General features: G+C 62.7%; 22 protein-coding genes. 12 read left to right on the top strand and 10 right to left on the bottom strand.

The window, feature by feature from the left end; all coding sequences use genetic code 11:
* Positions 1–85: 85 nt before the first annotated feature.
* A complete protein-coding gene (locus HU144_RS05025) occupies positions 86–1,258 on the top strand; it encodes a M20 family metallopeptidase (RefSeq protein WP_235350390.1) in 1,173 nt (390 codons plus the stop codon).
* Positions 1,259–1,341: 83 nt separating this feature from the next.
* On the opposite strand, the gene HU144_RS05020 is transcribed toward HU144_RS05025, so the two are convergent.
* Positions 1,342–2,286 (bottom strand): FkbM family methyltransferase, encoded by a 945-nt coding sequence (locus HU144_RS05020; protein WP_235350389.1) that lies wholly within the window; start codon positions 2,284–2,286, stop codon positions 1,342–1,344.
* Between the two features lie 321 nt (positions 2,287–2,607).
* Here HU144_RS05020 and menC point away from each other — a divergent pair, with 321 nt between their 5' ends.
* Positions 2,608–3,732 (top strand): o-succinylbenzoate synthase, encoded by a 1,125-nt coding sequence (gene menC, locus HU144_RS05015; RefSeq protein WP_235350388.1) that lies wholly within the window; start codon positions 2,608–2,610, stop codon positions 3,730–3,732.
* Positions 3,733–3,882: 150 nt separating this feature from the next.
* Here the strand turns inward: menC and HU144_RS05010 are convergent, their stop codons facing one another.
* The gene (locus tag HU144_RS05010; protein WP_235350387.1) at positions 3,883–5,511 is read right to left on the bottom strand and encodes an SLC13 family permease; all 1,629 of its coding nucleotides are present in this window, start codon (positions 5,509–5,511) and stop codon (positions 3,883–3,885) included.
* An 88-nt stretch (positions 5,512–5,599) separates the two neighbouring features.
* On the opposite strand from HU144_RS05010, the gene HU144_RS05005 reads away from it, so the two are divergent.
* Positions 5,600–6,484: a LysR family transcriptional regulator gene (locus HU144_RS05005; protein ID WP_235350386.1), complete on the top strand. Its 885-nt coding sequence runs from the start codon at positions 5,600–5,602 to the stop codon at positions 6,482–6,484.
* A gap of 99 nt (positions 6,485–6,583) precedes the next feature.
* Positions 6,584–7,702, top strand: coding sequence for a tartrate dehydrogenase (locus HU144_RS05000; protein WP_235350385.1), 1,119 nt, complete (start codon positions 6,584–6,586; stop codon positions 7,700–7,702).
* 50 nt (positions 7,703–7,752) lie between these two features.
* On the opposite strand, the gene HU144_RS04995 is transcribed toward HU144_RS05000, so the two are convergent.
* The 4 genes from HU144_RS04995 to HU144_RS04980 form a co-directional block, all read right to left on the bottom strand.
* Positions 7,753–8,661, bottom strand: coding sequence for a cation diffusion facilitator family transporter (locus tag HU144_RS04995; RefSeq protein WP_235350384.1), 909 nt, complete (start codon positions 8,659–8,661; stop codon positions 7,753–7,755).
* A 299-nt stretch (positions 8,662–8,960) separates the two neighbouring features.
* Positions 8,961–10,715, bottom strand: a complete 1,755-nt coding sequence (locus HU144_RS04990) for a flotillin family protein (RefSeq protein ID WP_235350383.1) — start codon at positions 10,713–10,715, stop codon at positions 8,961–8,963.
* A gap of 139 nt (positions 10,716–10,854) precedes the next feature.
* Positions 10,855–11,313: a DUF3817 domain-containing protein gene (locus HU144_RS04985; RefSeq protein ID WP_235350382.1), complete on the bottom strand. Its 459-nt coding sequence runs from the start codon at positions 11,311–11,313 to the stop codon at positions 10,855–10,857.
* Positions 11,314–11,419: 106 nt separating this feature from the next.
* Positions 11,420–13,462, bottom strand: coding sequence for a M28 family peptidase (locus HU144_RS04980; protein WP_235350381.1), 2,043 nt, complete (start codon positions 13,460–13,462; stop codon positions 11,420–11,422).
* 414 nt (positions 13,463–13,876) lie between these two features.
* On the opposite strand from HU144_RS04980, the gene HU144_RS04975 reads away from it, so the two are divergent.
* Both HU144_RS04975 and HU144_RS04970 read left to right on the top strand, forming a co-directional pair.
* Positions 13,877–14,983, top strand: coding sequence for a VIT1/CCC1 transporter family protein (locus HU144_RS04975; RefSeq protein WP_235350380.1), 1,107 nt, complete (start codon positions 13,877–13,879; stop codon positions 14,981–14,983).
* 75 nt (positions 14,984–15,058) lie between these two features.
* Positions 15,059–15,943 (top strand): aminotransferase class IV, encoded by an 885-nt coding sequence (locus HU144_RS04970; protein ID WP_235350379.1) that lies wholly within the window; start codon positions 15,059–15,061, stop codon positions 15,941–15,943.
* Here HU144_RS04970 and HU144_RS04965 read toward each other — a convergent pair.
* Entirely contained in the window at positions 15,930–16,172 is a 243-nt protein-coding gene (locus HU144_RS04965; protein ID WP_235350378.1) for a hypothetical protein, read from the bottom strand. The genes HU144_RS04970 and HU144_RS04965 overlap by 14 nt on opposite strands.
* 197 nt (positions 16,173–16,369) lie before the next feature.
* Here HU144_RS04965 and HU144_RS04960 point away from each other — a divergent pair, with 197 nt between their 5' ends.
* Entirely contained in the window at positions 16,370–16,669 is a 300-nt protein-coding gene (locus HU144_RS04960) for a DUF4235 domain-containing protein (RefSeq protein ID WP_198395769.1), read from the top strand.
* Between the two features lie 38 nt (positions 16,670–16,707).
* Here HU144_RS04960 and aroD read toward each other — a convergent pair whose 3' ends face one another.
* Positions 16,708–17,541 (bottom strand): type I 3-dehydroquinate dehydratase, encoded by an 834-nt coding sequence (gene aroD, locus HU144_RS04955; protein ID WP_235350377.1) that lies wholly within the window; start codon positions 17,539–17,541, stop codon positions 16,708–16,710.
* A gap of 50 nt (positions 17,542–17,591) precedes the next feature.
* Here aroD and HU144_RS04950 point away from each other — a divergent pair, with 50 nt between their 5' ends.
* The 5 genes from HU144_RS04950 (at position 17,592) to HU144_RS04930 (ending at position 22,689) form a co-directional block, all read left to right on the top strand.
* Positions 17,592–18,392, top strand: a complete 801-nt coding sequence (locus tag HU144_RS04950) for an alpha/beta fold hydrolase (protein ID WP_235350376.1) — start codon at positions 17,592–17,594, stop codon at positions 18,390–18,392.
* A gap of 403 nt (positions 18,393–18,795) precedes the next feature.
* The gene (locus HU144_RS04945) at positions 18,796–20,106 is read left to right on the top strand and encodes a quaternary amine ABC transporter ATP-binding protein (RefSeq protein ID WP_235350375.1); all 1,311 of its coding nucleotides are present in this window, start codon (positions 18,796–18,798) and stop codon (positions 20,104–20,106) included.
* Positions 20,106–21,005, top strand: a complete 900-nt coding sequence (locus tag HU144_RS04940) for an ABC transporter permease (protein ID WP_198395765.1) — start codon at positions 20,106–20,108, stop codon at positions 21,003–21,005. The genes HU144_RS04945 and HU144_RS04940 overlap by 1 nt, the downstream gene beginning before the upstream one ends.
* A 56-nt stretch (positions 21,006–21,061) precedes the next feature.
* Entirely contained in the window at positions 21,062–21,970 is a 909-nt protein-coding gene (locus tag HU144_RS04935) for a glycine betaine ABC transporter substrate-binding protein (RefSeq protein WP_198395764.1), read from the top strand.
* 155 nt (positions 21,971–22,125) lie between these two features.
* A complete protein-coding gene (locus HU144_RS04930) occupies positions 22,126–22,689 on the top strand; it encodes a methylated-DNA--[protein]-cysteine S-methyltransferase (protein WP_235350374.1) in 564 nt (187 codons plus the stop codon).
* A gap of 6 nt (positions 22,690–22,695) precedes the next feature.
* On the opposite strand, the gene HU144_RS04925 is transcribed toward HU144_RS04930, so the two are convergent.
* Positions 22,696–24,015, bottom strand: a complete 1,320-nt coding sequence (locus tag HU144_RS04925) for a Dyp-type peroxidase (protein ID WP_235350373.1) — start codon at positions 24,013–24,015, stop codon at positions 22,696–22,698.
* On the bottom strand, positions 24,005–24,628 hold the full coding sequence (locus HU144_RS04920; protein ID WP_235350372.1) for a copper chaperone PCu(A)C: 624 nt from the start codon (positions 24,626–24,628) through the stop codon (positions 24,005–24,007). Before HU144_RS04920 ends, HU144_RS04925 begins: the two co-directional genes overlap by 11 nt.
* Positions 24,629–24,805: the final 177 nt, after the last annotated feature.

The raw sequence follows: 24,805 nt of genomic DNA, 5'->3' as shown, positions 1-24,805 counted from the left end.
CTTTTCTCGACCCGCATAGGCTCAGCCACGTCGCATGATGCGGACGCCGCAACCGCCCTTGCAGGCCACATCGTAGAATCGGCGCATGACCACCTCACTATCCTCAGATCTCCAGTCCGCTGACCTCGTATCGAAGGCTGCCGACCGTCTCCCACTCATCCTCGAAGACATCAGACGCGTCATCACGAAGGAGACACCGTCACACGACAAAGCAGCCGTGGCCGCCGGTGCCCAGGACTTCGTCGAACTGCTGCACGAGCGCCTCGGGGCCACCGCTGAGGTCATCACCGTTGATGACACCGCCCATGTGCGCCTGCGCTTCGGTTCGGGCCCGGCCCGCGTCGTCCTCCTCAACCATCAGGACACGGTGTGGCCGCACGGGACCTTGGACCGCAAGCCCTTCTCCACCGACGAGGGGATTCTGCGCGGTCCGGGCAGCTTCGACATGCTCACCGGGGCGATCATGAGCATCCACGCGAGCGCGATTCTGCGCGAGCACCTCGGCGAGGGAGCCCTTGAGGGACTGTCGATTCTGGTCACCGGTGATGAGGAGATCGGGTCGATCTCGTCATCCGATCTCATTCGCGCCGAGGCGGCCGAGGCGAAGGCCGTGTATGTGATGGAGGCGAGCGCCGGCGGTGCGCTCAAGCTCGAGCGCAAGGGCACGAGCAACTACACTCTCGTGTTCACGGGCAAGGCCTCTCACGCCGGGCTCGAACCGGAGAAGGGGATCAACGCGGGCATGGCTCTGGCCCTGCACCTGCCCCTTGTCGCAGATCTTGCCGATGCTTCAGCGGGCACCTCTGTGGTCCCGACCGTGGTCAGTGCGGGCACCACCTCGAACACGGTTCCCGCCGAGGCGCGCGTTGATGTGGATGTGCGTGCACGCACGGCTGCCGAACTCGATCGAGTCGATGCAGCCATGCGTGAACTCGCCACCCGCCCGCAGCTGGAAGGCTCGTCGATCGAGGTCATCGGCGGAGTCAACCGTCCGCCGTTCGAACGTGAGCAGTCGGCTGAACTCTTCGATCGTGCCACTGCCCTGGCTGCTGAGCTCGGCCTGCCCGCTCCGGAGGGCGTGTCCGTGGGCGGCGCTTCGGACGGCAACTTCACCGCCGGTGACGGCATTGCGACACTTGACGGCCTGGGTGCTGTGGGCGATGGAGCGCATGCCGAGCATGAGCACGCGGTCATCGCTGAGATCGCCCCGCGCACAGCCCTGCTCGCTGCCCTCATCGCCGATCAGCTCCAGGGCTGACTTCACTGGTCAGCTCCAGGGCTGAGACCAGCCTTCGCCGCAGAGCTGAAGCGAGTTTCAGCGCGCTGCGCTGACTTGGTCGGTCACCTGACCGGGTAGCCCGCTACCCGCATATCCTCCGGGTTCTTCGTCGTGAAGAGCCAGTCGCGGAAATGCGGGTCGGGAACGATCTCGTCATGAGCGCTGAGGTGGTCGTCGCCGACGAGGTAGTAGTGGTAGTCGAAGCGGTCGAGGATGCGCATCAGCTGCTCGGGCTGTGCCCGGTCGTCGAGGACCTCGCACAGGATGTCCGGCTGCAGTGTGCCCAACAGTTCCCGACCGTTGTCGAGGACGTCATTCTCCGCACCTTCCACATCGATCTTCACGGTCACCTGCGGACGGCCGGGCGGCAGATCCGGGAGGAGCTCGTCGAGCGAGGTGAAGCGCACCTGCGCACCGGAGTCGAAGTCCATGCCGGTCCCATAGAACGACGGCAATGCCGATCCTCCGTCGCCGGTGGGCACCTGCATCGTGGTGCCGGGCTTGCCGACGCCCGTCGGATGAACAGTCACCCGATCGCCGAGGTGGTTGCGCGCTACGTTCTTCTCCAACCCGGTGACGACGGCGGGGATAATCTCGAACGAGTGGGCGACCGCGGTCGGATTCGCTGCCAGCACCGCCATCGTGAAGACCCCGGTGTAGGCGCCGATATCGAGGAACACGTCCGCGTCGCGGGACAGTTCGACCATGAGGTCGAGCGCGAAGGCGTCCTCTGCCTCCGTCCGGCGGCCCTTGCCCCAGTAGAATTCCTTGGCGATCTCGCAGCGGAACGGATCGACGAGGTAGAAGCCGGCGCCTCCGGCACGCCCGCGAACCTCGGTGAGTCCGATCGGTGCGGGGAGCCTGCCGACCTTGATGCCGTTGATGTGGGGCGCCACCGTCCTCAGCATCGGGTGGAGATACGGCTGCGCAAGTGCAGCCTTGACTGGCAGTTTGAGTCCGAACCACTTCTGCTTCCGGCCTTTGAGCGACCGCAGGTAGTCGTTCACGTAGCTCTCCCTTGAGTTGAGCAGGATCTTTGACTCACAGTACCAATGTCGGGCGCACGCGCTCCAGCGGCAGACCGGCGCGTGAGACGGGTGCTGCGAGACGCGGGCGGCCACAAGGAATCCTGTCGGAGTATTCCGCGGGAGACTCATGTCGATCTCACCGCTGGAACCCACCATTCTGGTCCACCGAAATCGGCGGGTTCCGCACTTCGGATGCCCACCGCTGTCCCATACTCCAATGCCCGCCGAGGTGGTCCTGCGAGTGGTTATAGGCTGGGCCACAGGATCATCAGCCCCGAACACAAAGAAGGTGCATGGCGCATGAAACTCAACTCGGTCACTCTCCACCAGGTGTCCATTCCCCTCGTCACCCCCTTCGAGACCTCGTTCATGCGGGAGACGGAGAAGGACTGCTACCTCGTCGAGGCCACCTTCGACACCCCGAAGGGTGAGATCACGGGCTGGGGTGAGTCGGTGGCGATGATCTCCCCGCTCTACTCTTCTGAGTACGTGGCTTCGGGTATCGATGTGACGAAGCGGTGGCTGGCTCCGATCCTCTTCGACGTCGACGATCTGACCGCGGAGACCGTGGCCTGGCATCTGCGTCACGTGATCGGTCACCCGATGGCGAAGTCGGCGCTGGAGATGGCGGTCATCGAGGCCCAGCTCAAACTCAACGACCAGTCCTTCAAGACCTACCTGGGCGGCGTCGTCGACTCCGTCCCCTCCGGAGTCTCTGTGGGGATCCAGGATTCTGTCGAAGAGACGGTCCGGGTCATCGGCGGGTATCTGGACGAGGGTTATGCCCGCATCAAACTCAAGATCAAGCCGGGTAAGGATATTGCCCCAATCGCCGCTGTGCGCAAGGCCTTCGGCGATGACTTCGGCTTCCAGGTCGATGCCAACGCCGCCTACACCCTCGTCGATGCCTCCCACCTGCGCAGGCTGGACGAGTACGGCCTCCTCCTCATCGAGCAGCCCTTGGGAGAGGCCGATATCCGCCAGCACGGCGAGCTCGCGAAGCTGATGGAGACTCCGATGTGTCTGGACGAGTCGATCGACTCCGCTGAAGCCGCCGCAGATGCGATCTCCATGGGTGCGGCAGCCGTCATCAACATCAAGCCTGGGCGAGTGGGCGGCTTCATCGAGGCGAAGAAGATCCATGATCTCTGCGCCGCACATGGTGTAGCAGTCTGGCACGGCGGAATGGTCGAGACCGGTTTGGGCCGTGCCGCCAATGCCGCCCTGGCATCGCTGCCCGGCTTCACCTTGCCCGGAGACATCTCCGGATCGAATCGCTTCTTCCGCGAGGACATCACCGAAGAGATCGTCATGTACGACGGCAAGGTCGACGTGCCCACAGGTGTCGGCTTCGGCGTTTCGATCGACCCCGCGAAGCTCGAGAAGTTCCGCACCGACTCGCTGCAGATCCTGCCGCAGAGCTGAGCCGCCGGCGCCCTGGTGTACGTGTGCCCGTGTTCTGAACTCAACAGTCGGTAACTCCTGGTCGCAGGAAGCAGCGGATTCGACCAGGAGTTACCGACCGTTGTGCGTTCAAGCGACCGTCGTGCCTCCGCAACTCATATCTCATGGCTACTATCCCAGACCGACGACTCCGATCATGACGGGCACCAGCACGACGATGAGGATGGCACCTATGATGTCGAAGGAGAATCCCGTTCGTATCATCTTCGTGATCGGAACTGCGCCGGTGCCATAGACGATCGCGTTCTGCGGAGTCGAGACCGGGAGCATGAAGCCGAAGGAAGCAGCGAAGGTGGCAGCCATGGCTGGGACGAAGGGGTCGATGCCCGCTGCCTGACACAGCGGAATGACGATCGGGACGATGACTGCAGCCGCCGCGGTGTTCGACGTCGTCTCCGAGATCAGAATCGCCAAGACCACAGAGACGATGGTGATCGCCAACAGGCTGGTGACGCCCATGCCATCCGCGAAACCGGTACCGATCGTTTCGGCCAAGCCGGTGTCAGCCAGAAGCGAACCGAAGATGATCCCGCAGCCGAAGAGGATGATGGTTCCCCAGTCGATTTTGGCTGCTTGGGTCCACGTCAAGGTAGGTTCGCGGCGCTTCCAATCAACCGGAAGGATGAACAGAAGAGCAGCTCCGATCACGGCGACGATGCCCTCGTCGAGCCGGGAGTCGAGGAAATCGTAGATGGCCGAATCCGTGCCGGTGAACAATGCGGCGAACGCAGGCAGCAGCCACAGCACGACTGTGACGCCGAAGGCGAACAATGTGTTCTTCTCCGCCCGAGAGACGGGGCCGAGTTCCGCCAGTTCTTTTCGTACGTACTCTTCGACACCTTCGATCTTGTGGATCTCCGGCTTGTTCAACAGCAGCAGCACGATCGCGAGGATGATGAACATCGCAATGCAGATGGGAAGAGCAACAGCCATCCACTGACCGAAAGATATCTTCGTGCCGGTGGCTTCCTCGATCAGCCCACGCCCGATAAGGTTCGGCGGCGAACCGACAGGAGTGAGCAGTCCTCCGACGCTGGCGCCGTAGGCCAGCATCAGCAGCAGGGCGGCGCCGACCCGAAGTCGCAGCGGGTCGAAGTCCTGTTTGACGATTCCACGTTCCTGCATAAGCTCCGCGATGACAGCAAGGATTCCCAGTGCGGTCGGCATCAGCATTGCCACCGTTGCCGTGTTCGAGACGAAAGCGGAAAGAATGCAGGTGATCAGTCCGAAGGCGATGATGACCCGGTAAACAGATTTGCCGACTCCAGGAAGCGAGAGGACAGTCAGCGCAAGCCGCTGAGCTATCCCGTGGTGCAGCATCGCCTGCGCCAAGATGAAGGCGCCGATGAAGGTGAAGATCGTCGATGACCCGAAGGGTCCGACAGCATCGGCGGCGGGAACGATTCCCAAGACGACGACTGCGCCGACACCGAGCAGTCCTCCTATGGGGATCGGCACCGGCTCCGTGATCCAGAGAACGATGACAGCCAGCAGGATCGCTGCCAACATCTGCTGCTGGTAGGTCAGACCCATGGGTATGAGGGCAAATACGATGGCCACCAATGGCGCCAGCACGAACCCGGAGGTCATCCTCGCCCGCTCGAACTTCTCTTCCCGAGGCGAGAGCTTCTGCTCGCTCAAACTTCGGAAGGTTTTGCCTCCCAGAAGTGCTTCGCGAACATCTGTCTTCAGAATCGACGAGCCGCCTTTGCCGCGTTCATGCGAAATATTCACCGTCATTGGTCCTTTCATCGCTTTGGTCTCACCCTGGCGGACCGCGGCGAAATAGTCCAAGGCTCATTTCCAATGCAACCAATAGGATATGCCTATGGACATTCGTCAGCTTCGCCAGTTTCTCGCCGTCGTCGACACTGGGAGTTTCACCAAGGCAGCCGAGACCCTCCTTGTCGCACAGCCTTCGCTATCGCAGACGATCAAGGGCCTCGAGAGAGAACTGGGCGTGACGCTCTTTCACCGCATCGGTCGCACTGTCAGCCTGAGCGAGGCGGGCAAGGAACTGGAGGGGCCGGCCCGACTCGTCGTCCGCGATCTCGAAACTGCCAAGGCCCACGTGCAGGGCCTGCGCGGACTCCAGTCCGGTCGGATCCAGATCGCCGCCATGCCCTCTCCGAGCATCGAACCGCTGACAACCCTGATGGCGACCTTCGCCCGTTCCCACCCACAGATCGCGTTCGACCTCAACGGCACTTTCACTGTTGATGAAACGATCGAAGCCGTTCGCTATGGTCGCTCGGAGGTCGGATTCCTCGGTGGACGGGATCCGCTGCAGATCAATGACCTGCAGGTCATCCAGCTCGCCGATCAGCCGCTGATGCTCGCCCACAATTCCGAGGTCTCCCAGTTCACCGACACCGAGTCGGTGAGTCCCGAACCCCTCTCGGGGACGCGGCTGGTCGTCTCGCACAAAGGGTCCCTCATGCGAGCCTATGTCGACGAGCTGATCGCCGCCGGTATTGATATCGACATCGCAGCGGAGGTCACCCATCGAACATCGATCCTGCCGCTAGTGAAAGCCGGCATCGGCCACGCTGTACTACCCGCTTCCTGGCAGACGTTCGCGGACGCCGGACAGGTCCGCCTGCACTCCATCACAGGTGCACCTTCGCTTCACGTGTCTGCCATTGCGCGCCAGGAGGGCCTGACACCCGCAGCCGCACGCTTCCTCGAATCAGCCCGTGACCTAGGGTCATAGTCTCGACCTATACGTGGGATTGCTATTGAGTCTTGGACTTATGTACGTTTTCCCTGCTCAATGGAGACGACCCACTGCCCCTCAGAACCAGGACGAACAATGACCGAGACGCAGACATTCTCCATAGCCTCCATCCCCGGTGACGGCATCGGCGGTGAGGTAGTCGCCGCCGGGCTGAGGGTCCTCGACACTGTCGCCAAGCTCTCGGAGGGAACAATCGCCTTCGACGTCACCGAGTATCCCTGGAGCTCCGAGTACTATCTTGAACACGGACACTACATCCCTGAAGGCGGCCTTGAGGAGCTGCAGGGACACGATGCCATCTACTTCGGCGCCGTCGGATCGAGCGAGGTCCCTGACCACACCAGCCTGTGGGGCCTTCGCCTCGCGATCACGCAGCCCTTCGACCAGTGGGCCAATATTCGCCCAGTGACCTTCATGCCCGGCGTCGAGTCCCCGTTGCGAAAAGCCGATGACACCGACCTGGACTGGGTCGTCGTCCGAGAGAACAGTGAAGGCGAGTACGCCGGCATGGGAGGCCGCAACCTCAGCGGTCGCGGCCCCGGCAATGAGGTTGCACTGCAGACCAGCCTGCACACTGAGAAGGGCTGCGAACGAATCATCCGGTTCGCCTTCGACTTGGCGCGGACAAGAGCAGTCAAAAAGGTCTCGAGCGTCACCAAGTCGAATGCGCAGCAGTATGGAATGGTGCTCTGGGACGAGGTCTTCACCCGAATCGCCGAGGAATACCCGGACGTGGAGACCGAAAGCGTTTTGGTTGATGCCATGAGCGCGAAGTTCGTCCTGCACCCAGAGGACCTCTCCGTCGTCGTCGCCTCCAACCTCCACGCCGATATACTCTCCGATCTGGGCTCAGCCTTGGCCGGAAGCCTTGGGCTCGCTGCGAGCGCCAACCTCAATCCTGAGAAGCGATTTCCTTCGATGTTCGAACCCGTCCATGGTTCGGCACCCGACATCGCGGGGCAGGGAGTCTCCAATCCGATCGGAGCGATCTCGTCTGCCTCCCTCATGCTCGACCAGTTCGGGCTGACCGCCGAGGCCCTGCAGATTCGACAGGCCATTGAGAACGTGACCGGCGCGGGCATCCTCCCACGCGACCTCGGCGGAGATTCCAACACACTTGAGATGACGGAGGCAATCGTCGCTCAGCTCGAGGAGATCCACGCGAAGACTTCGGTTCCGTCCGCTGCGAAGTGAGCCCTGCAGGCAAAGCCACAGAACGAGCTGAGCCACCGTCCAAGACGGCCTCAGGTGTGGGTGTGCGTCTCCTGAGCCGCGTCCTTCGCTCTGTCGAACTGGAAGGTCGAGTGTTCGATGGCGACCTTGAAGTGCTCAGCCAGGCACTCCTGGAGCGCGGTGAGTATTCGCGGGGCATGTCCGTCGTAGAAGCACTCGTCAGCGAGGACCACGTGGGCGGTGAGCACGGGGAGGTTCGAATCGATGCGCGTCACGTGAAGGTCATGGACCTCTTGGACGTGCTCGACTCCCTCAATGTGCATCTTGACCTTCTCGAGGTCGAGTTCCCTGGGGGCGACTTCAAGCAGAATCGATCCGGTCTCCTTCAGGATGGAGAAGGCCCTGGGGACGATCAGCGCGGCGATGAACAGAGCTGCCACGGCATCGGCGCGGGTCCAGTCGAAGAGCCAGATGGAGACGGCGGCGAGGATGACGGCGACGGATCCCAATGCATCGGCGATGACCTCGAGAAATGCGGCCTTGAGGTTGAGTGACTGTTCTCTGGAGGAACTGAGGATGATGATCGACACGATGTTGCCGAGAAGTCCGACGGCACCGAATACCATCAGTTCCGGGCCCGGCACCTCGGGCGGGACGAAGAAGCGACGGATGCCCTCGATGAGGCTGTAGACGCCGAGTCCCAGCAGCAGAGTCGCCTGCGCCCCGGCGGCAAGCACCTCGGCTCGGCGAAACCCCCAGGTCTTCTGACCCTTCGGCGGTTTGCGGACCAAGGTGGCGGCGAAGAGTGCGATCCCGATTCCGATGAGGTCGACGGAATTATGTCCGGTGTCGATCAACAGCGCCAGACTGCCCGTCATGATCGAGCCGATCACCTGGAAGACGAAGATCACCAGGACGATGCCGAAGACGATCGCCAACCGTCGACGCGATCCTGAGCTGTGCGAGTGATCATGAGCCATGGAAACCTCCTCCGCAATCACATTAACATATGCGTATGTCTTTATGAATGAGTGTCTCATCACCCGAGCTCAGGGCATACCGGTTTCCGCCGCCCATCCCGCTCCGACTTCCAACTGCCGCCGAGTCGGGCCAGGGCAGCGGCCCCGGTCGCAGACGCAGACGCAGACGCAGACGCAGACGCAGACGCAGACGCAGAAAGCGTACGTGCCCGGCATCTGCTGCCAAGCACGTACGCATCAATTCTGCACACTGCTCGCGGGTCACAGCCGGGCTGTGTGAATGCCGATCACGGCACAGACTATTTCTTGTCGGGACCGCCCTGCCCGTCCGAATCGCCGTCACGGCCGTCGCGTCGGCGCAGCGCCTCGGCGATGTAGGACTGCACATCGATTCCGGTGGCCTTCTTCACGTCATCGCCGATGTGGGTGAGGTCGAGCTCACCGTTCTCGTCGAGGTAGTCCTTCGGGTCGAAGTTCCCACTCGACCATGCACTGGGATCTCCCAAACCAGTGGGCTTCGCCCCTCCGCGGCCCGAGCGATCTCCGCGACCCGGCTGGCCGCCGTGGCCCTCGGAGATCTCGCCTTCGACGACCTGATCGTTGTCGTCGGCTCCACCGCCTTTAGAACCCGACCCGGCGAAGTCACCCGCGTCGTCGGATTCGGTCGAGTCATCGCGGCCCCAGCCGGTCGCGGACTTCGATCCGCCCTGGTTCTGGGCCTTGCTGACCAGATCGCTGAGGTCGATTCCGGTGGTGCCGCGAACGACCTCGAGTACCTGAGCGAGGTTGTTCGATACCGAGTTCGCGAGCTTGGACTCACCATCGGTGGACACGATCGAGAGGTCCTTGATGTTCGCGTAGGGCGCGACGAGCTCGCCGGCGATGGTCGGCAGAACTTCGAGGACCTTCGACAGCACGGCGGCATCGTTGAACTTCTTGTAGGCCTCGGCCTGCGCCTGGAGGGCTCCAGCTTCTGCCTCACCGCGCGCCCTGATCGCATCGGCCTGAGCCTCGCCCTCGAGACGAATAGCCTCAGCGTCCTTCGAACGACGATGCAGCTCGGCGGCTGCCTCGGCTCGGCCCTGGGCTTCGACATCGTAGGCTCGCGCGTCGGCCTCTGCCTGCTGGCGGTACCGCTCCGCATCGGCCGGACGCCTGACCTCCGCATCGAGCTGTTCGGCACGCAGCTCTGCGGCTTCCTTCGCGACGATTCGGTCGCGTTCGAGCAGCTTCTGCTTCTCCGCCGCGTTCGCCAGCGGACCGGCGTTATCGGCACCCGCCTGACGCTGATCGGCTTCTTCCTTCAGCGCCGCACGCCGCAGCGCGAGCTGCTGCTGCTGTTCGGCGATTGCCTGATCTGTCAGGGCCTGCTGCTTCTGGGTTGACTCGTTCTGCAGCGCTTCCTCGACGGCCGAGGCGCGACTGGCGTTCGCCTCGGCGATGGCGGCGTTCTTCGCGACCTCGGCTGCCTGTGGGCGGCCCCAGTCCTTCAGGTAGCTGCCCTCGTCCTCGACCGCGGAGATCTGGAATGTGTCGATGACCAGACCCTGATTGTTCATCGAGTGCGCGGATTCCTCCTGCACCTGCGAGGCGAAGGAAGCGCGATCCTGGATGATCTGCTCAACGGTCAGCGTACCGACGACGGCACGCAGCGTACCGGAGAGGATCTCTGTGCTGTAGGGCTCGATCTGATCCTGCTGATCGAGGAAGCGCTGCGCTGCCTTGCGCACGTCTTCCTCGGTGCCACCCACCTTGACCTGCGCAACTCCGTGCAGGCGCAAGGCGATGCCGTTCATCGAGATGCCGTCGATCGCAACGGCGATCTGACGCGAGGACAGCGACAGGATGAAGGCCTTCTGCACGATCGGATAGACGACTGAGCGCCCACCGATGATGATGCGACCGGTGCCACCCGAACTGCTGGCATTACGGCCGGTGATGATGAGCGCCTCAGACGGGGAGGCGATCTTGATCGAGCGCATGATCACGAAGAACGCGATCAGGGCGATGATGACTATGACACCGATGACTACGGCGCCCAGGATGAAATCCACATGAGCCTTTCCGAGATTCTGGGTTGGAAGGGACCAGGCGCAGTGAGACCACGGCGCCCGTTGTGGTCATCCTATGCGAGTCTGCATGTCCTGGACAGGCCCGCCGTGTCCTGGACAGGCCACCGAGGCTATGCGAGGTTCACTTGCCCCATTCGCCGGGAGGGCCGAGGAACAGCAGTCCGCTGAAGATGATGATGACGAAGATGATTCCCGCACCGATGGCCAGGAATGGTGAGCGGATCGCCCAGGAGGTGAGCTTCTCGAACCAGTTCCGCGGGGCACGACCGTTCGCGCCCAGTCCCCAGCCGCCCTCCAGTGCTCCGGTCTTCTCCACGGATCTTTCGAAGGGAATCGTGGCGTAGGGAATGATGGCCGAGGCCAGGCCCGTGGCGATGCGCTTCTTGCTCCACATCTGCGAGGTGCCGACGCCGATGACGGCGATGACGAAGCAGATGAAGACGAACCCGTGGATGCCGCCGCCGATGCGCACCCCGATCTCGGTGATATGGGTGTACTTGAGGATCATGCCGATGATGAGCAGAGTCCAGGTGATGGTCTCTGCAATGGCGAAGGTCTTGAAGAAGAGTTTGGGAGTCACGAGCCAATTCTGCCTGACCAAGATGAGCAGGTGCTGAAGGCTGTGAATGGGCACGCGGGCCGGTGAACTTTTTCAGTCACCGGCCCGCGTGGCATTCGGGGGATGCTCAGGCCCTGCGGCGGCGAGCTCCCATTGTCATGATCACGCCGAGCACCATAAGTGCACCAGCCGAGATCACCAGGGGCAGGGCCTCATTGCCTGTGCGCGGCAGGTCTCCGCCGCCATCACCGGCACCCGGGCCATCGCTGTCCTCCGCGAGGACCTCGAACGAACCGGACAGCGGGTCACCGCCCTCGCAGTCGACCGTGACCTCGTACTTGCCGACGTAGGTTGCGGCCTTGGACTCGTCGAGACCGCGTACGCCGAACTTGGCCACTGAATCGGCATCTGCCGTCGCGGTCTGCTCGAATGTCTCGATCTCACCGTTCTGCGGCTCCACGGTCATCGTGGCGGTGGTGTCTGGGGTACAGCCGGCAGCTGCCACCTGGACGCCCTTCTCACCGACGAAGTCAGCCTGGTCGATCGTCTTCGGATCGATGCTCAGACTCCGCTCGCCCGGGGCCTCCGTCGGATCATCCGTCGGGGCCTCCGTCGGGTCATCCGTCGGCGTCTCGGTAGGAGTCTCCGTCGGAGGATCCGTCGGTGGGGTGGTCGGCGGATCGGTCGGGTCCGGCGCATCGCTGAGATCGTATGCGAGTGTGTGCACCGAATAGCCGATGGCCGGCGCGAAGATGTCGAGAGACTGTTGGCTCACGTTCTCGATCGTGTCCGTGGGCTGATGGTAGTTGGTGTCGTGCTTGTCACCAACGGTTCCGCCGAACCATTCGGCCTCCTGCTCCGTCTTCGTTCCATCCGCACCGGAGAACAGGCCGCTGGCTGGAATGCCGTTGTCGATGAAGGCCTGGTAGTCCGAACGGCCGGAGAAGTCGGTTCCGACGTTGGGCTGATCATTATCGGCGAAGTAGTCGGTGAAGATCTTCTCGAGTTCCGCCGACCCTTCGGGCACATTGACGCCGTCCGGAATCGGCACATCGGAACCGTCCGAATCCAGGGTGCCGACGATGTAGTTGTCGGAGCCGATCATGTCGAAGTTCATGTACGACTTGACCTTCGCGAGCTCGGCGTCGCCGAGGCTTTCGACGTAGTGGGTCGAACCGACGAGTCCGACCTCTTCTGCGGCCCACCAGCCGAAGCGGATGGCGTTGTCGGCCTCGGTCGGCTGCTTGGCCAGAGCCTCGGCGCTGGCCAGCAGTGCAGCTGAGCCGGACCCGTTGTCGTTGGCTCCCGGACCTTCGCGGACACCGTCGAGGTGGGCGCCGAACATCTGGACGTTGTCGTGGTCGCCGGCCTTGGTCTCGGCAACGACGTTCCAGGTCGTCGAGGTGGTGTATTCGGTTTCGAGAGTGAAGTCCGCCAGCAGCGGCTCTTCCTCGGAGGCACCTTCGATCTTTGTCAGCAGATCATTGCCGACGTTGTAGCTGACGCCGACTGTGGGCGCTCCGTTCTCGACACGTTCGCCGAGGGTGGCGTTGAGTGCTTCATCGGGGGCAGAGGTGTCGTTGTTGTAGAGGATGACCGCTGCGGCTCCGGCATCCGTGGCCGCCTGGGTCTTCTCTCCGAAGGAACAGGTGCCGCGGGCGACGAGGACGAGTGCGCCCTCGGCGCTGTCATCGAAGTCGCTGGCCGCGCAGCCCAGCTGACCGCCGTCCAGGTCGCTGTAGTCATCGTCGACCGGCAGCGCCACCGACAGATCGGTCAGCGGTTCTTCGGTGCCCTCGGTGTAGCTGGCCGGGGTGGCCTCGACCTCCTCGCCGTCAACACTGACCGCGACCTCGCCGAACGTCTGATCGTCGACCTCGAAGGCCTGCCGTTCGACGTCGAAGGCACCTGTTGCCTCAAGCGTCTGTTCGACGTATTCAACCGACTCCTCATAGCCGGGAGTCCCCAACGCGCGGAACCCCTCATCGGCGTGGGAGGTCGAGATATCGGAGATCTTCTGCAGATGATCCATCACGGCGTCGCCGGTGACGCCCATATCGGTGTGCTCGGTCGGTCCCGCGTTCCCAGCCGCCAGTGCCGGGCTGAATCCGCCGAGAGCCAGACCGGTGGCGGCGGTGACCGCCAACCATGTTTTGGTACGCAACTTCATGGAGTTCCTTTCGCTCCTCAGGTGCCAGACGAACCATGATTGCTTTTCGCACACGTTCGCGAGCGGGCATCTCTGACCGCGCCCGGTCGTCGACCGAACGTCACCCACGGGGTAATCGCAGCACACGAATAGCTGAGCGCTGACCGGTTGCCATCGCTGCTGTCAGAAGTTCGCAACAGCAGCGGTGGCAACCGGTCGAGCTCAAGGGGAAGCTTGATTCTCACGTTTCGCAATGTCTTCGCCATTGGTAACGAAATACATACATCTATAACGAAACGGTGACACAACTCACATTGAGCTTTAATCTAGTCCATCCCTCGGGTCGTTGAGGTAACGAATCGATAACAACCCACACTTCGTCGATTGCGCAAGTGTTGAATTCAAATGCCTACTCCACGTAGAATCTGACCAGTGATGAACAACGAATCGACACCCCCCGGCGCTGTCCATGAGCCCGACCGCCGGACGATCAGACGCTGGCAGCGGTATCTTGCGAACGAGCGGCTTGAGGAGCGCGTCTACCGCAATCTGGCCGATCGTCGCACCGGCGAAGATCGGGAGATCCTCCTCGCTCTGGCCACCGCCGAATCCCGGCATCAGGAACATTGGATCGACCTCCTCGGCGAGCATGCGCAGAAGAAGCGGGCCCCCGACCTGGTCACCCTGAGCCTTGCGTTCCTGGGTCGGATGTTCGGGTCAGTCTTCATTCTCGCTCTGGCGCAGCAGTCGGAGACGAGTTCACCCTACGACGACGACGAGGCGGCATCGGCAGAGATGGCCGCCGACGAGCGGATCCACGCCGAAGTTGTGCGCGCTCTCGCCGCCCGCTCCCGGGCCCGCCTGTCGGGCAATTTCCGGGCCGCGGTCTTCGGCGCCAATGACGGGCTCGTGTCCAACCTCGCGCTCGTCCTCGGTGTCGGCGCCGCCGGGGTGGGCAACCACGTCATCCTGCTCACCGGCGTCTCCGGCCTGCTCGCCGGAGCCCTGTCCATGGCGGCCGGGGAGTACATCTCCGTGCGGTCCCAGCGCGAGCTGCTCGATGCCTCGACGCCGGATCCTGAATCGCGCCATGCACTGGCCGATCTCAACATCGACGCCAACGAGCTCGCTCTCGTCTTCCGCGCCAGGGGCATGGACTCCCCTGAAGCCGATGCTCGGGCACATCGGACGATCGCGGCAGCCAAGAACAAGAACGTGGCTCCTCAGCTGCCCAGCCTCGACTCCGGCGTCGACCGCGACGAGCTGGGCACCGGCTTGGGGGCATCGCTGTCGAGCTTCGCCTTCTTCTCCTCGGGCGCCCTCATCCCGATCCTGCCCTATATCTTCGGCATGTCCGGCCTGCCCGCCGTGTTCCTCTCTGCCGGCCTCGTCGGCATCGCACTCCTCTTCACCGGCGGCACCGTCGGCCTGCTCTCCGGAACCGCTCCGGGACCCCGCGCCCTGAGACAGCTGGCAGTGGGATTCGGTGCAGCAGCCGTGACATACGCTCTCGGCCTCCTGTTCGGCGTCAGCGCAGGCTGACCACGGCTTCTGCTGCGCACAGGCTGAGCGCGGCATCCTCTCGGCGCAGGTTTTCCGAGAACCTAGACTGTCCGTATGACCGATGCACTTGTCCTGATCGACCCAGCCGCGTCCACCGTCGAGGTGGCCGATCTCGGTGCCCCGCAGCTCCCCGTCACGGACCTGTCGGCCCATCGCGGTGACGGCATCTTCGAGACCGTTCTCGTGCGCATCGGCGACAGCGTGACCGTGGTGTCTCGTGATCGCCATTTCACACGATTCTGCGCATCCGCCTCGGCGCTGGGCCTGCCCGATCCGGAACCGGAGCTGTGGAGCCGCGGGCTCGATACCGTGATCGCCGAGGTGCGCGCGGCCGATCCGAGCCTCACCGAGTTCGGGGTCCGCTACGCACTGTCACGCGGCACCCAGAACCCCGATGGAAGCCAGAGCCCACGTGGCTGGGCCTTCAACGTTCCCGTCGACGAGAAGATCACGCGAGCACGCGCACAGGGCATCTCCGCCGTCAGCCTCGATCGCGGTTACGACGCCTACCTGGGAAGCAAGGCACCTTGGCTGCTCATCGGGGCGAAGACCCTGTCCTATGCGGTCAACCAGGCCGCCGGAAGATACGCGGCGGAGCAGGGCGCAGACGAGGCCCTGTTCGTCTCCCATGATGGAGTCGTCCTCGAAGGTCCGACTTCCAACCTCATCATTCGCCGAGGCGACCGACTCCTCACGCCGAATCCGGAAGCAGGTCTGCTCTCGGGCACGACCCAGCGCCTGATCTTCGACCATGCCGGAGAGCTCGGGCTCAATGCCGAATATGCGGACTTCGGTCTGAGCGAGGTGGTCGGGGCCGATGGCGCTTGGTATGTGTCGTCGATGCGCACGGCCGTGTCACTCAATCAGCTTGACGGGAACCCCATCCCGCGAGACGAGGAGCTGACAGCGGAGCTTCAGAGACTGATCATGGCGGGCTGACGCCGTCGGCCGAATCCGCTGCCGAAGACCTCGGTGCGTGCCGGTTCGCTGCGGACCGAGGAGACGGCACGACCACCGTCAGGACCAGCGCGAGGATGCATGCTCCGCAGCCGGCGAACCACAGGATCCAGAAGATGTCGGCGAGCAGCGGGAAGAGGCCCAGAACGAAACTCAGCGCGCCGAAGGCGAACAGCCCGGTGATGACCGCGACTTTCCATCTGCTGAGCATTCCAGCTCCTCTCGTGCGCTGAAGCTTCAATCTATCGCTCGCATGCGCGCGCCACATCCCTCGAAAGTATGAAGTTCTGCCTCCTGCGTATGAATGGGTCTCCTGCGCTAGTGTGGTCACGTACGGATTCGCACCCCAGCGACATCTGCGCGGCGCATCATCGCCGCAGGCACAGCGTCTAACGAAAGGACACGAGCATGGGAAAGCTCGCATGGCAGGTCATCGGCGTCGGAGCGCCCATCGTGGCAGCATTCGCGGCTCGAAAGGCGTTGACCTTCACCTGGGAGAAGGCGACCAAACGACCAGCACCGAACAACCCCGTCGATGACGAGATCTCGATGTCCGAGGCTCTGGCCTGGACCATCGTCTCCGGTGTCGGCGTGGCAGTGGCACAGCTCGTCGTGCAGCGCATCGCCGCCAGCACCGTGCGCAACAGCTTCGGCGACGACGCTCTGCCCAAGAAGTTCCGCAAGCAGATCGAAGAAGACGTCGACTGACCAGTCGGCATCGCTGATCACTCAGTCCCGCTGGCCCTTCAGCCGTAGAGCGAGTCGATGATCCCGGCCAGATCCGCAACGGCGATCTGGCCGGGTGCCGACGCCTGCCCCAGTTGTGCGAACGTTGCGCAGCTTCCGAAATCCGCACCCATGACGCGACTGGTTCTGCCCAGTTGACCCATCGAGATTCCGAGCACGGGAATCTCAAGATTCTCCTCGGCGAGCGCGGTGGCTCGCAGGAGCTCCGCAACATCCGCACGGGTCACCGGCATCATCGCTATCTTCGCCACATCTGCCCCGGCCGCAGCCATCCTGGTGAATGTGGCTGCCAATGCCTCTGCCGAGTCCGTTCCGGCGAAGTTGTGGTGTGAGGCCACCACCGACAGGCCCTGGTCATGCGCCAAGTCAATGAGCTCTGCCGCACCTCGGCGATCAATTTCGACATCGAGTGCCCACGTGACACCCGCAGCCCCATCCGGCGCCTCGGATATCCCGGACTTCTCAGGCAGTCCAGTGATGACAGCCCTGATGATCTCTGTGTAGACGTCTTCGCTGACCTCGGCGCTGCCGCCCTCGAACCCCGTCCGCAGTGTGATGAGAACCGGCAGTCCAGCCGTGCTCACGTGTACCGCCAAGCCCAGGACCGCCTCGGCGAGCCTTTGGGGATCAATCGCGACGGTCCCCTGGCTGCTCTCACCCGCGACGCAGCCGATCACGGAGTCTATGCGCCATTCGATGACATCGACGACAGCTGTATCGGCGATGGCGCCGCACTGCCGTGCGATGTCCTCCGCCGAGGTTGCCTGGACGGGAACGATGATGGCCGGGCGCTGCGGATCTGCGGCATCATTGAGGAACGGCAATTGCTTCATGGCCCCAGCCTAGGTGCTTGGGTCGGCGCACCAGCGAAGAGGAACACCACGTGGAGACCAGGGACCAGCTCACCATCACCGCTCGAGACAGATTTCCGCTCGCGATCCAGGTCAGCGGCCCACCGGAGGCACCAGCCCTGCTCCTTCTCCCCGGGCAGTCGAACTCTCACGAATGGTGGGACGAACTGCGCTCGGACTTCGAACCTCAGTTTCGCACCGTCACCTTCGACTACCGCGGCACCGGCGGCAGCCGCGGTGAACTGAATGAACTCTCGACTGCAAGCTTCGCCGCCGACGCCGCCGAGGTTCTCGACCACGTGGGCATCACCCGCGCTGCCGTCTACGGGACGTCGATGGGTGGCCGCGTCGCTCAGATGCTGGCCGTGGACTTCCCTGATCGCGTCGGCGCGCTGGTTCTGGGGTGCACAACACCCGGAGGTCCGAATTCCGTCAGACGGCCCCGGGAGGTGGGCCAGAATCTGGCGCGACTGCGCGGTCGTGAACATACGCAGTACCTGTTCTCACTTTTCTACACTCCGAACTGGACCGCGGCCCCGAGGTACAGCAAACTCCTCGGCGATGACACGATGACCGCCCAGGAGTCCGCGGCTCATCTGCGCATCAGTGCCCGTCACAATGCGTGGGAGCGCCTGCCGGAGATCACTGCACCGACACTCATCGTCCACGGCGACGACGACCTCATGAATCCCGTCGCCAACGCCCACCTTCTGCATGAGCGCATACCGCACTCTCGTATCCGCATCTGCCCTGGTGGTCGGCATGGCTTCTTCGAAGAGTTCGCCGAGGTGGTCACCCCTGAGATCCTTGGGTTCCTGAGCGCTGGGTCTTGAACACCTCTTCCGGAAGAGTCCCTGACTCACGTTCCTGAATAGCCCTGGCTCACGGCCGCATCTCCCCGGAGAGCTGCCAACCTCGTTCACCATCAAAAATCCGCATTGTGTAACAAATCGGATAAGGCCATACCTATATGCCTCAAGAGCGGTTTGTAACAATCAAGTAACGCATGATTTCACATCGTCCCTGGTCAGAGCGGTCGTCAAGTCCGCCACACCGCGTTCTATCGACAAAGCCTGTACCGAAAACCCTGAACAAAACTACAATAGGGAGTGAGATATCCGTGTGCGGTGAGGCGAGTGTGCGATCCAACCAGTTCGGATCGACCACCACCGCATCGAAAAACGGGGGTGAAGCCTCTCGTTCTTGCGGAAGTTCAAGAATGTAAGGAGGAATCACGTGAGCGTAGTCAAAGCGTCAAACGTGTACAAAGTCTTCGGCAAGCGCCAGAAGGAAGTCGTCAAGCGTCTCGAAGAAGGTGCAGATCGCGACGAACTCACAAAGCTCGGCACAGCAGCGGTCATCGATGCCAGCTTTGAGGTCGAAGCGGGTGAGATCTTCGTCGTCATGGGACTCTCCGGTTCGGGCAAGTCCACTCTGATCCGCACACTCAACGGGCTGTGGGCTCCGACCACGGGGTCAGTCGAAGTCCTGGGCACAGACATCGCCAAGATCGATGCGGCAGCTTTGCGCAAGGTACGCAGCGAACACGTCTCAATGGTCTTCCAACACTTTGCGCTGCTCCCGCACCGGACGGTTCGCGACAACGCCTCCTATGCACTTGAAATCCGAGGGACGGAGAAGGCAAAGCGCGACGAAGTCGCTGACCGCTGGCTGAAAGCCGTCGGCCTCGAAGGCTGGGGAGACAAGTACCCCGAGCAGCTCTCCGGCGGCATGCAGCAGCGTGTGGGTCTGGCACGAGCGCTCGCCGCCGAAACCGACATCCTGCTCATGGACGAGGCATTTTCTGCCCTGGATCCGCTCATCCGACGCGAGATGCAGGAGCAGCTCGTGGAGCTGCAGGGTGAGCTCAAGAAGACCATCATCTTCATCACCCACGATCTCAACGAGGCAATGTTCCTCGGTGATCGGATCGCAGTCATGCGCAACGGGCGCATCGTCCAAGTCGGCACACCAGAAGAGATCCTCACCGATCCCGCCAATGACTACGTCGCACAGTTCGTCCACGACGTCGATCGTGCCCGTGTCCTGACAGCGAGCAACGTGATGGAAAAGGCACGACAGGTCGTGACCAACCAGAACGGGCCTCGACTCGCTCTGCGCAACATGCGTGAGAGCAACGCTTCGGCGATCTACGTCACCGATCGCCACCGCAAATTCCTCGGTGTCGTCAGCGATCGCGACTGCATCGACCATCTCCGCAACGGCGGGAAGACTCTGGACGAGATCATCCAACCGATGTCGACATCAGCATCACCCGAGGATCTGCTCATCGAGCTGTTCCTACCGTCCTCGGAGACCCCTCTTCCTGTACCGGTGACGAATGACGAAGGGCATCTCGTCGGGGTCGTCCCTCGAGCGACCCTGCTCGCCGCCTTGGGCAACCAGAACGGAGACGGAGAGCAGACCCCCGATGACGACAGCCTGGAGTGGACTGCACCAGTGGACACCGGACTCATCGACCAAATCCTCGCCGAGACAGATGATGCGTCAGAAGCCGGTGCGGCAAGTGGGAGGGGCGATCTCTAATGGAGAACATCAGAATCCCGGTGGGAGCGTGGGTCGATACCCTCTTCGATTGGCTCAAAGAGAACGTCTCGTGGTTCTTCGACTTCGTCACCTTCCTCTTCAACTTCCTCATCGACACGCTGACAAATGTGCTTGTCGACCTCCATCCGTTCGTCATCATCGTCCTGCTTGCGCTTATCGGCTGGCTCCTGCGGTCCTGGCAGATGGCGATCGGCACACTGATCACACTCTTCTTCATCATGACGATGGACCAATGGGTGCCGGCGATGCAGACCCTGGCACTGGTCATCATCGCGGCAGTCATTGCGATCGTCATCGCGGTTCCGGTCGGCATCCTGGCCGCCAGGAACGACAGGGCATCCTCCGCCATCCGGCCCGTGCTCGACTTCATGCAGACGATGCCTTCATTCGTCTACCTCATCCCGGCTGTGACCTTCTTCGGCATCGGCGTGGTGCCCGGACTCGTATCAACCGTGATCTTTGCTCTCCCTCCCGGTGTGAGATTCACCGAACTTGGAATCCGCGGAGTCGACTCGGAGACGGTCGAAGCCGGTCAATCCTTCGGAGCCACACCGGGTCAGATTCTCCGAGGCGTCCAACTGCCTCTGGCCACGCCGACGATCATGGCCGGCATCAACCAGGTCATCATGCTCGCCCTGGCTATGGCCGTCATCGCCGGGTTCGTCGGTGCCGACGGTTTGGGCAAGAACGTCGTCGAGGCCGTCGCCACTCAAAACCTGCCCCTTGGCGTCGAGGCCGGACTCGGTGTCGTCATCATCGCGGTCTACCTCGATCGAGTGACCGCGGCTTTGGGCACTGCGAAGGACTTTCCGACTTCGCTTGTCGCCATGATGCGCAAGCGCAAGGCGAAGACCAAGGCCGTCGCTGCGCAAGCCTGAACGACCCAAGCCATCACGGACAGAAGATGTCGAATACAAGAGAATAGGAACACGAAATGAAAAATAGATTCCTCACCACATTCGTCGCCGGAGTGGCAGCTCTCGGCCTGGCCCTGACCGGTTGTTCGCAGGAAGCTGCGAAGGACGACGGAGGCGGCGGAGACAAGGGCGATATCAAGCTCGGCTACGTCACCGGCTGGACCGATGGCCAGAGCGTCTCGCTGCTGCTGGAGAACCAGCTCAGCAAGCTCGGCTACAACGTCGAGACCGAAACCTTCAGTGACGCTGCTGTCCTTTATGCCGGAGTCGCCAACGGAGATGTCGACATGTACCCCTCGTCGTGGCCTGAGGTCACGCACAAGCAGTACATGGACGAGTACGGCGACAAGCTCGAAGACGTCGGCGCGTACTACGACAACGCCGTGCTCACCATTGCGGTGCCGAAGTACATGAAGGACATCAACTCGATCGAAGACCTCAAGGGCAAGGGCAAAGACTTCGACGGGAAGATCATCGGCATCGAGCCCGGCGCCGGTCTGACCAAGGCGACGAAGGGAATGATCCCCAAGTACGGCTTGGACAAGGAGTACGAACTCGTCACCTCCTCGACCGCAGCCATGCTCACCGAGCTCGGCAACGCCACCGACGCCGAAGAGGACATTGTCGTCACACTGTGGCGTCCGTTCTGGGCGAACAATGCCTACCCGGTCAAGGACCTCAAGGACCCGAAGGGTGCCATGGGTGATCCTGAGAAGCTTCACTTCACAGCCACCAAGGGCTTCAGCGACGAATTCTCCGAGGCTGCTGACTACATCAGCAAGATCAAGCTCGATGATGCTCAGTACGGCGACCTCGAAGACCTGGTCGTCAACAAATACAAGGACAAGGGCGACAAGGCCATCACAGAATGGCTGAAGGCGAACCCAGACGCCTATGAAGGTGAGATCACCGACGAAGAGAAGTGATCCAACCCTTTCGAAAGACCCTTCGGCTCATTCACATGAGCCGGAGGGTCTTTCGCTGAATTTGAACGAGCTCAGCGCTGTGACTCTCACAGTGCACTATGGCCCGGCCGCAATAGTGCGCTACCTTTGCACTAACAGGGAGGAGATGCGTGACGATGAGTTCGCACGAGTTCCATGCCGAGGATGATTCTTCTCAAGCGACGACGGGCACTCCGGTCGGCCCCATCACCGTCACCAGCAACGGGCGATCCATCACTCGAGTCACTTGGCGAGAAACGGACACAGAATCCGGCCAGCTCGGCGACACCGGTCTGGGTACTGCTGGACCCGACGTTGACCACACTGACCCGCTTCTCGGCGAAGCACTGCGACAGCTTCGCGCCTACTTCGACGGAACCTTGACCACCTTCGATCTGCCCCTGGACCTGGGACAGATCTCCGCGACCGCGCGGACAGTGCTCACCACTCTCGACGAGACGGTTGAGCCCGGCACCACCGTCACCTACGGCGAGCTTGCCCGGCGCAGCCGGACGGGGATCCCCGCACGGGCAATCGGCAGCATCATGGGCCTGAATCCACTCCCGCTGGTCATCCCCTGCCATCGAGTCGTAGCCAGCGACGGTTTGGGCGGCTATTCCGGCGGCCGTCGAGGCGAGGGGCTGGCCACGAAACGCTGGCTGCTCGAGTTCGAGGATGCACTCCCTCGCCCATTGTTCTGAACCGATTCACCCCTCGAAGAGGCTCTGCCCGATGTACTCTCCCTCTGTGATGCCTGGCGGAATCGCCCACACCGTCGACCCGATCGGCGTGGTCCACTCATTGAGCAGATCCACCTCGGCGAGGCGGCGTTGGATCGGCAGGAACTGCCGGTCGATGTCGGCCTGAAACGAAGCGAACAGCAGCCCGGCCCCCTCCCCCGCGCCCGTCTCATAGTTGAACGTTCGCCGATGGATCTGAGTCTCCGGGCCCAGCCCATCGCGAGCCCTGGCCACATGCGAAGCCGCCGAGATCTTCGTCAGGCCGCGCTTGTCGACCGCGGTGAAGTCGGGAGCATCGAACTCGTCAGTTCCTGACAGCGGTGCACCCTGATCGAGGGTCCGTCCCGTCGCGAACTCGCGTGCCGGCCGGTCAGCCTTGTCCCAGGTGTCCAGGTTCATCGCGATATCGCGCAGCACCAGAGTCGTTCCCCCGCGCATCCACTCAGGCAGATGCGCGCCGAGGTCGTCCGGCGGTTCCCCGCGCGCGGAGTACACCGCATCTTCCCGGCCGGTGCCCTGTCCCCAGATGATGCGCGCGAAGTCTTCGGATCCGGACCCGGGGTTGGCTGTCCCATCCAACTGTCCGAAGAGGTTCCGCTGGGTCTTTCCCTCTGCTTTGCTGCCGTAGGAGCGGCGGAACCCATCCCTCTGCCAGGCCACCTCGGCGAAGGTCCGGGAATCCTTCCACAGCATCCTTCGAGCATGTGCCAAGGTCAGCGGATCGTCACCGCAGATCTGGAGGAGCAGATCTCCGGTGCACCGGTCGGGATCGAGATCATCGATTGGGAACTTCTCCAGGGGGCCCAGCCACTTCGGCACGGCTTTCTGCCCCGCCAGCTTCACCAGGCCGCGGCCGAATCCGAACGTGATGGTCAGTCGCGCCGGATCGTGGGCGAGTTCGGGTTCGGAGTCGGCCAGTGGACCGCTGCCCTGCGTCAGGGCGGCGGCATCTGCGGTGAGCAGGCGCAGCCAGCGGACCACCTCGGCGGCGTTGATGCCGGGGTTCAGCGTCAACGCGAGGAAGTGCGCATGAGCCTGCGGAGGAGTCTCCACCCCGGACTGGTGAGGGGCGTAGAACGGTTCGGTGACCGGGCCGTTGGCTCCGCTGAGATCCCGGGACGGCGCGGCCTCGGCACGGCCGTCGGCACCGGACCGTCCCACACCGAAGCCTGCGACGGCGCCGACCACTCCCGTCCCTCCGGCCGCGGCTGCCGATGCGATGAGGCGTCGGCGGCTGAAGCCGTGAGAATCAGAAGAGGCGCCTCTGGACTCGGGCTCAGTGGTCACCGCTGTCCCCGCGGTCCATCTCGTCGTGGTCCATGCCCTTATGGTCCATGCCCTTATGGTCCATGTCCTTATGGTCGGCGCCGTCGCCTTCGTCATCGGCCTCGCCCGGGGCGTAGTTCTCCTGCGCACCCGAATAGTCCTTGGCGATGGCGGTCACCGGGAAGCTCTGCTGATCGGCGGTGACGAGCTCCAACGAGATCTCCTCGCCTGGCTTGATCGGTTTCGCCAACCCCATGACCATGATGTGATCGCCACCGGGCTTGAGGCTCAGGGACTTACCCGCAGGGATCGTGAAGCCGCCCTTCTTCTCCTGCATCGACATGCCTCCCGAGTTGTCTTCGAGAGTCTCGTGGAGTTGGACCTGGTCGGCGTCATCGTATTTCGCGGCGACGAGGTTGATGTCCTTGTCGCTGTTGTTCTTGAGTTCTCCGAATACAGCGGTCATGCCGTCGTCGGCGGCCTTGACCCAGGCGTTGTCGAGACTCAGGGATTCGACGCTGACCTGGGAGCTGCTCGTCTCTTCGGGCTCGCTGGCCTGGCTCTGGTTGCAAGCGCTGAGGCCGATCATGAAGGCAACTGACATGGTGGCCATCACAGTGGTGTTCTTTCGCATTTCGTCTGCACTTTCAGCTTGTCGGTGCAGCCGGACACAGGTCGCGACTAGCGTCGACGCGGACGCGATCAGACGCGGACGCGATCGGACGCATGGGCGCGATTAGTCGCATGGGCTCGATCGGGCACACGGTACGGCTCGTCTGCGACGGTGCACGGCTGTCACCAATGATGTGTG

This window comes from Brevibacterium sp. UCMA 11752 (genome assembly GCF_021532235.1).
Lineage (GTDB): Bacteria > Actinomycetota > Actinomycetes > Actinomycetales > Brevibacteriaceae > Brevibacterium > Brevibacterium antiquum.
The sequence above is the reverse complement of the archived record's forward strand: the minus strand, read 5'-3'. Positions and strand labels throughout refer to the sequence as shown.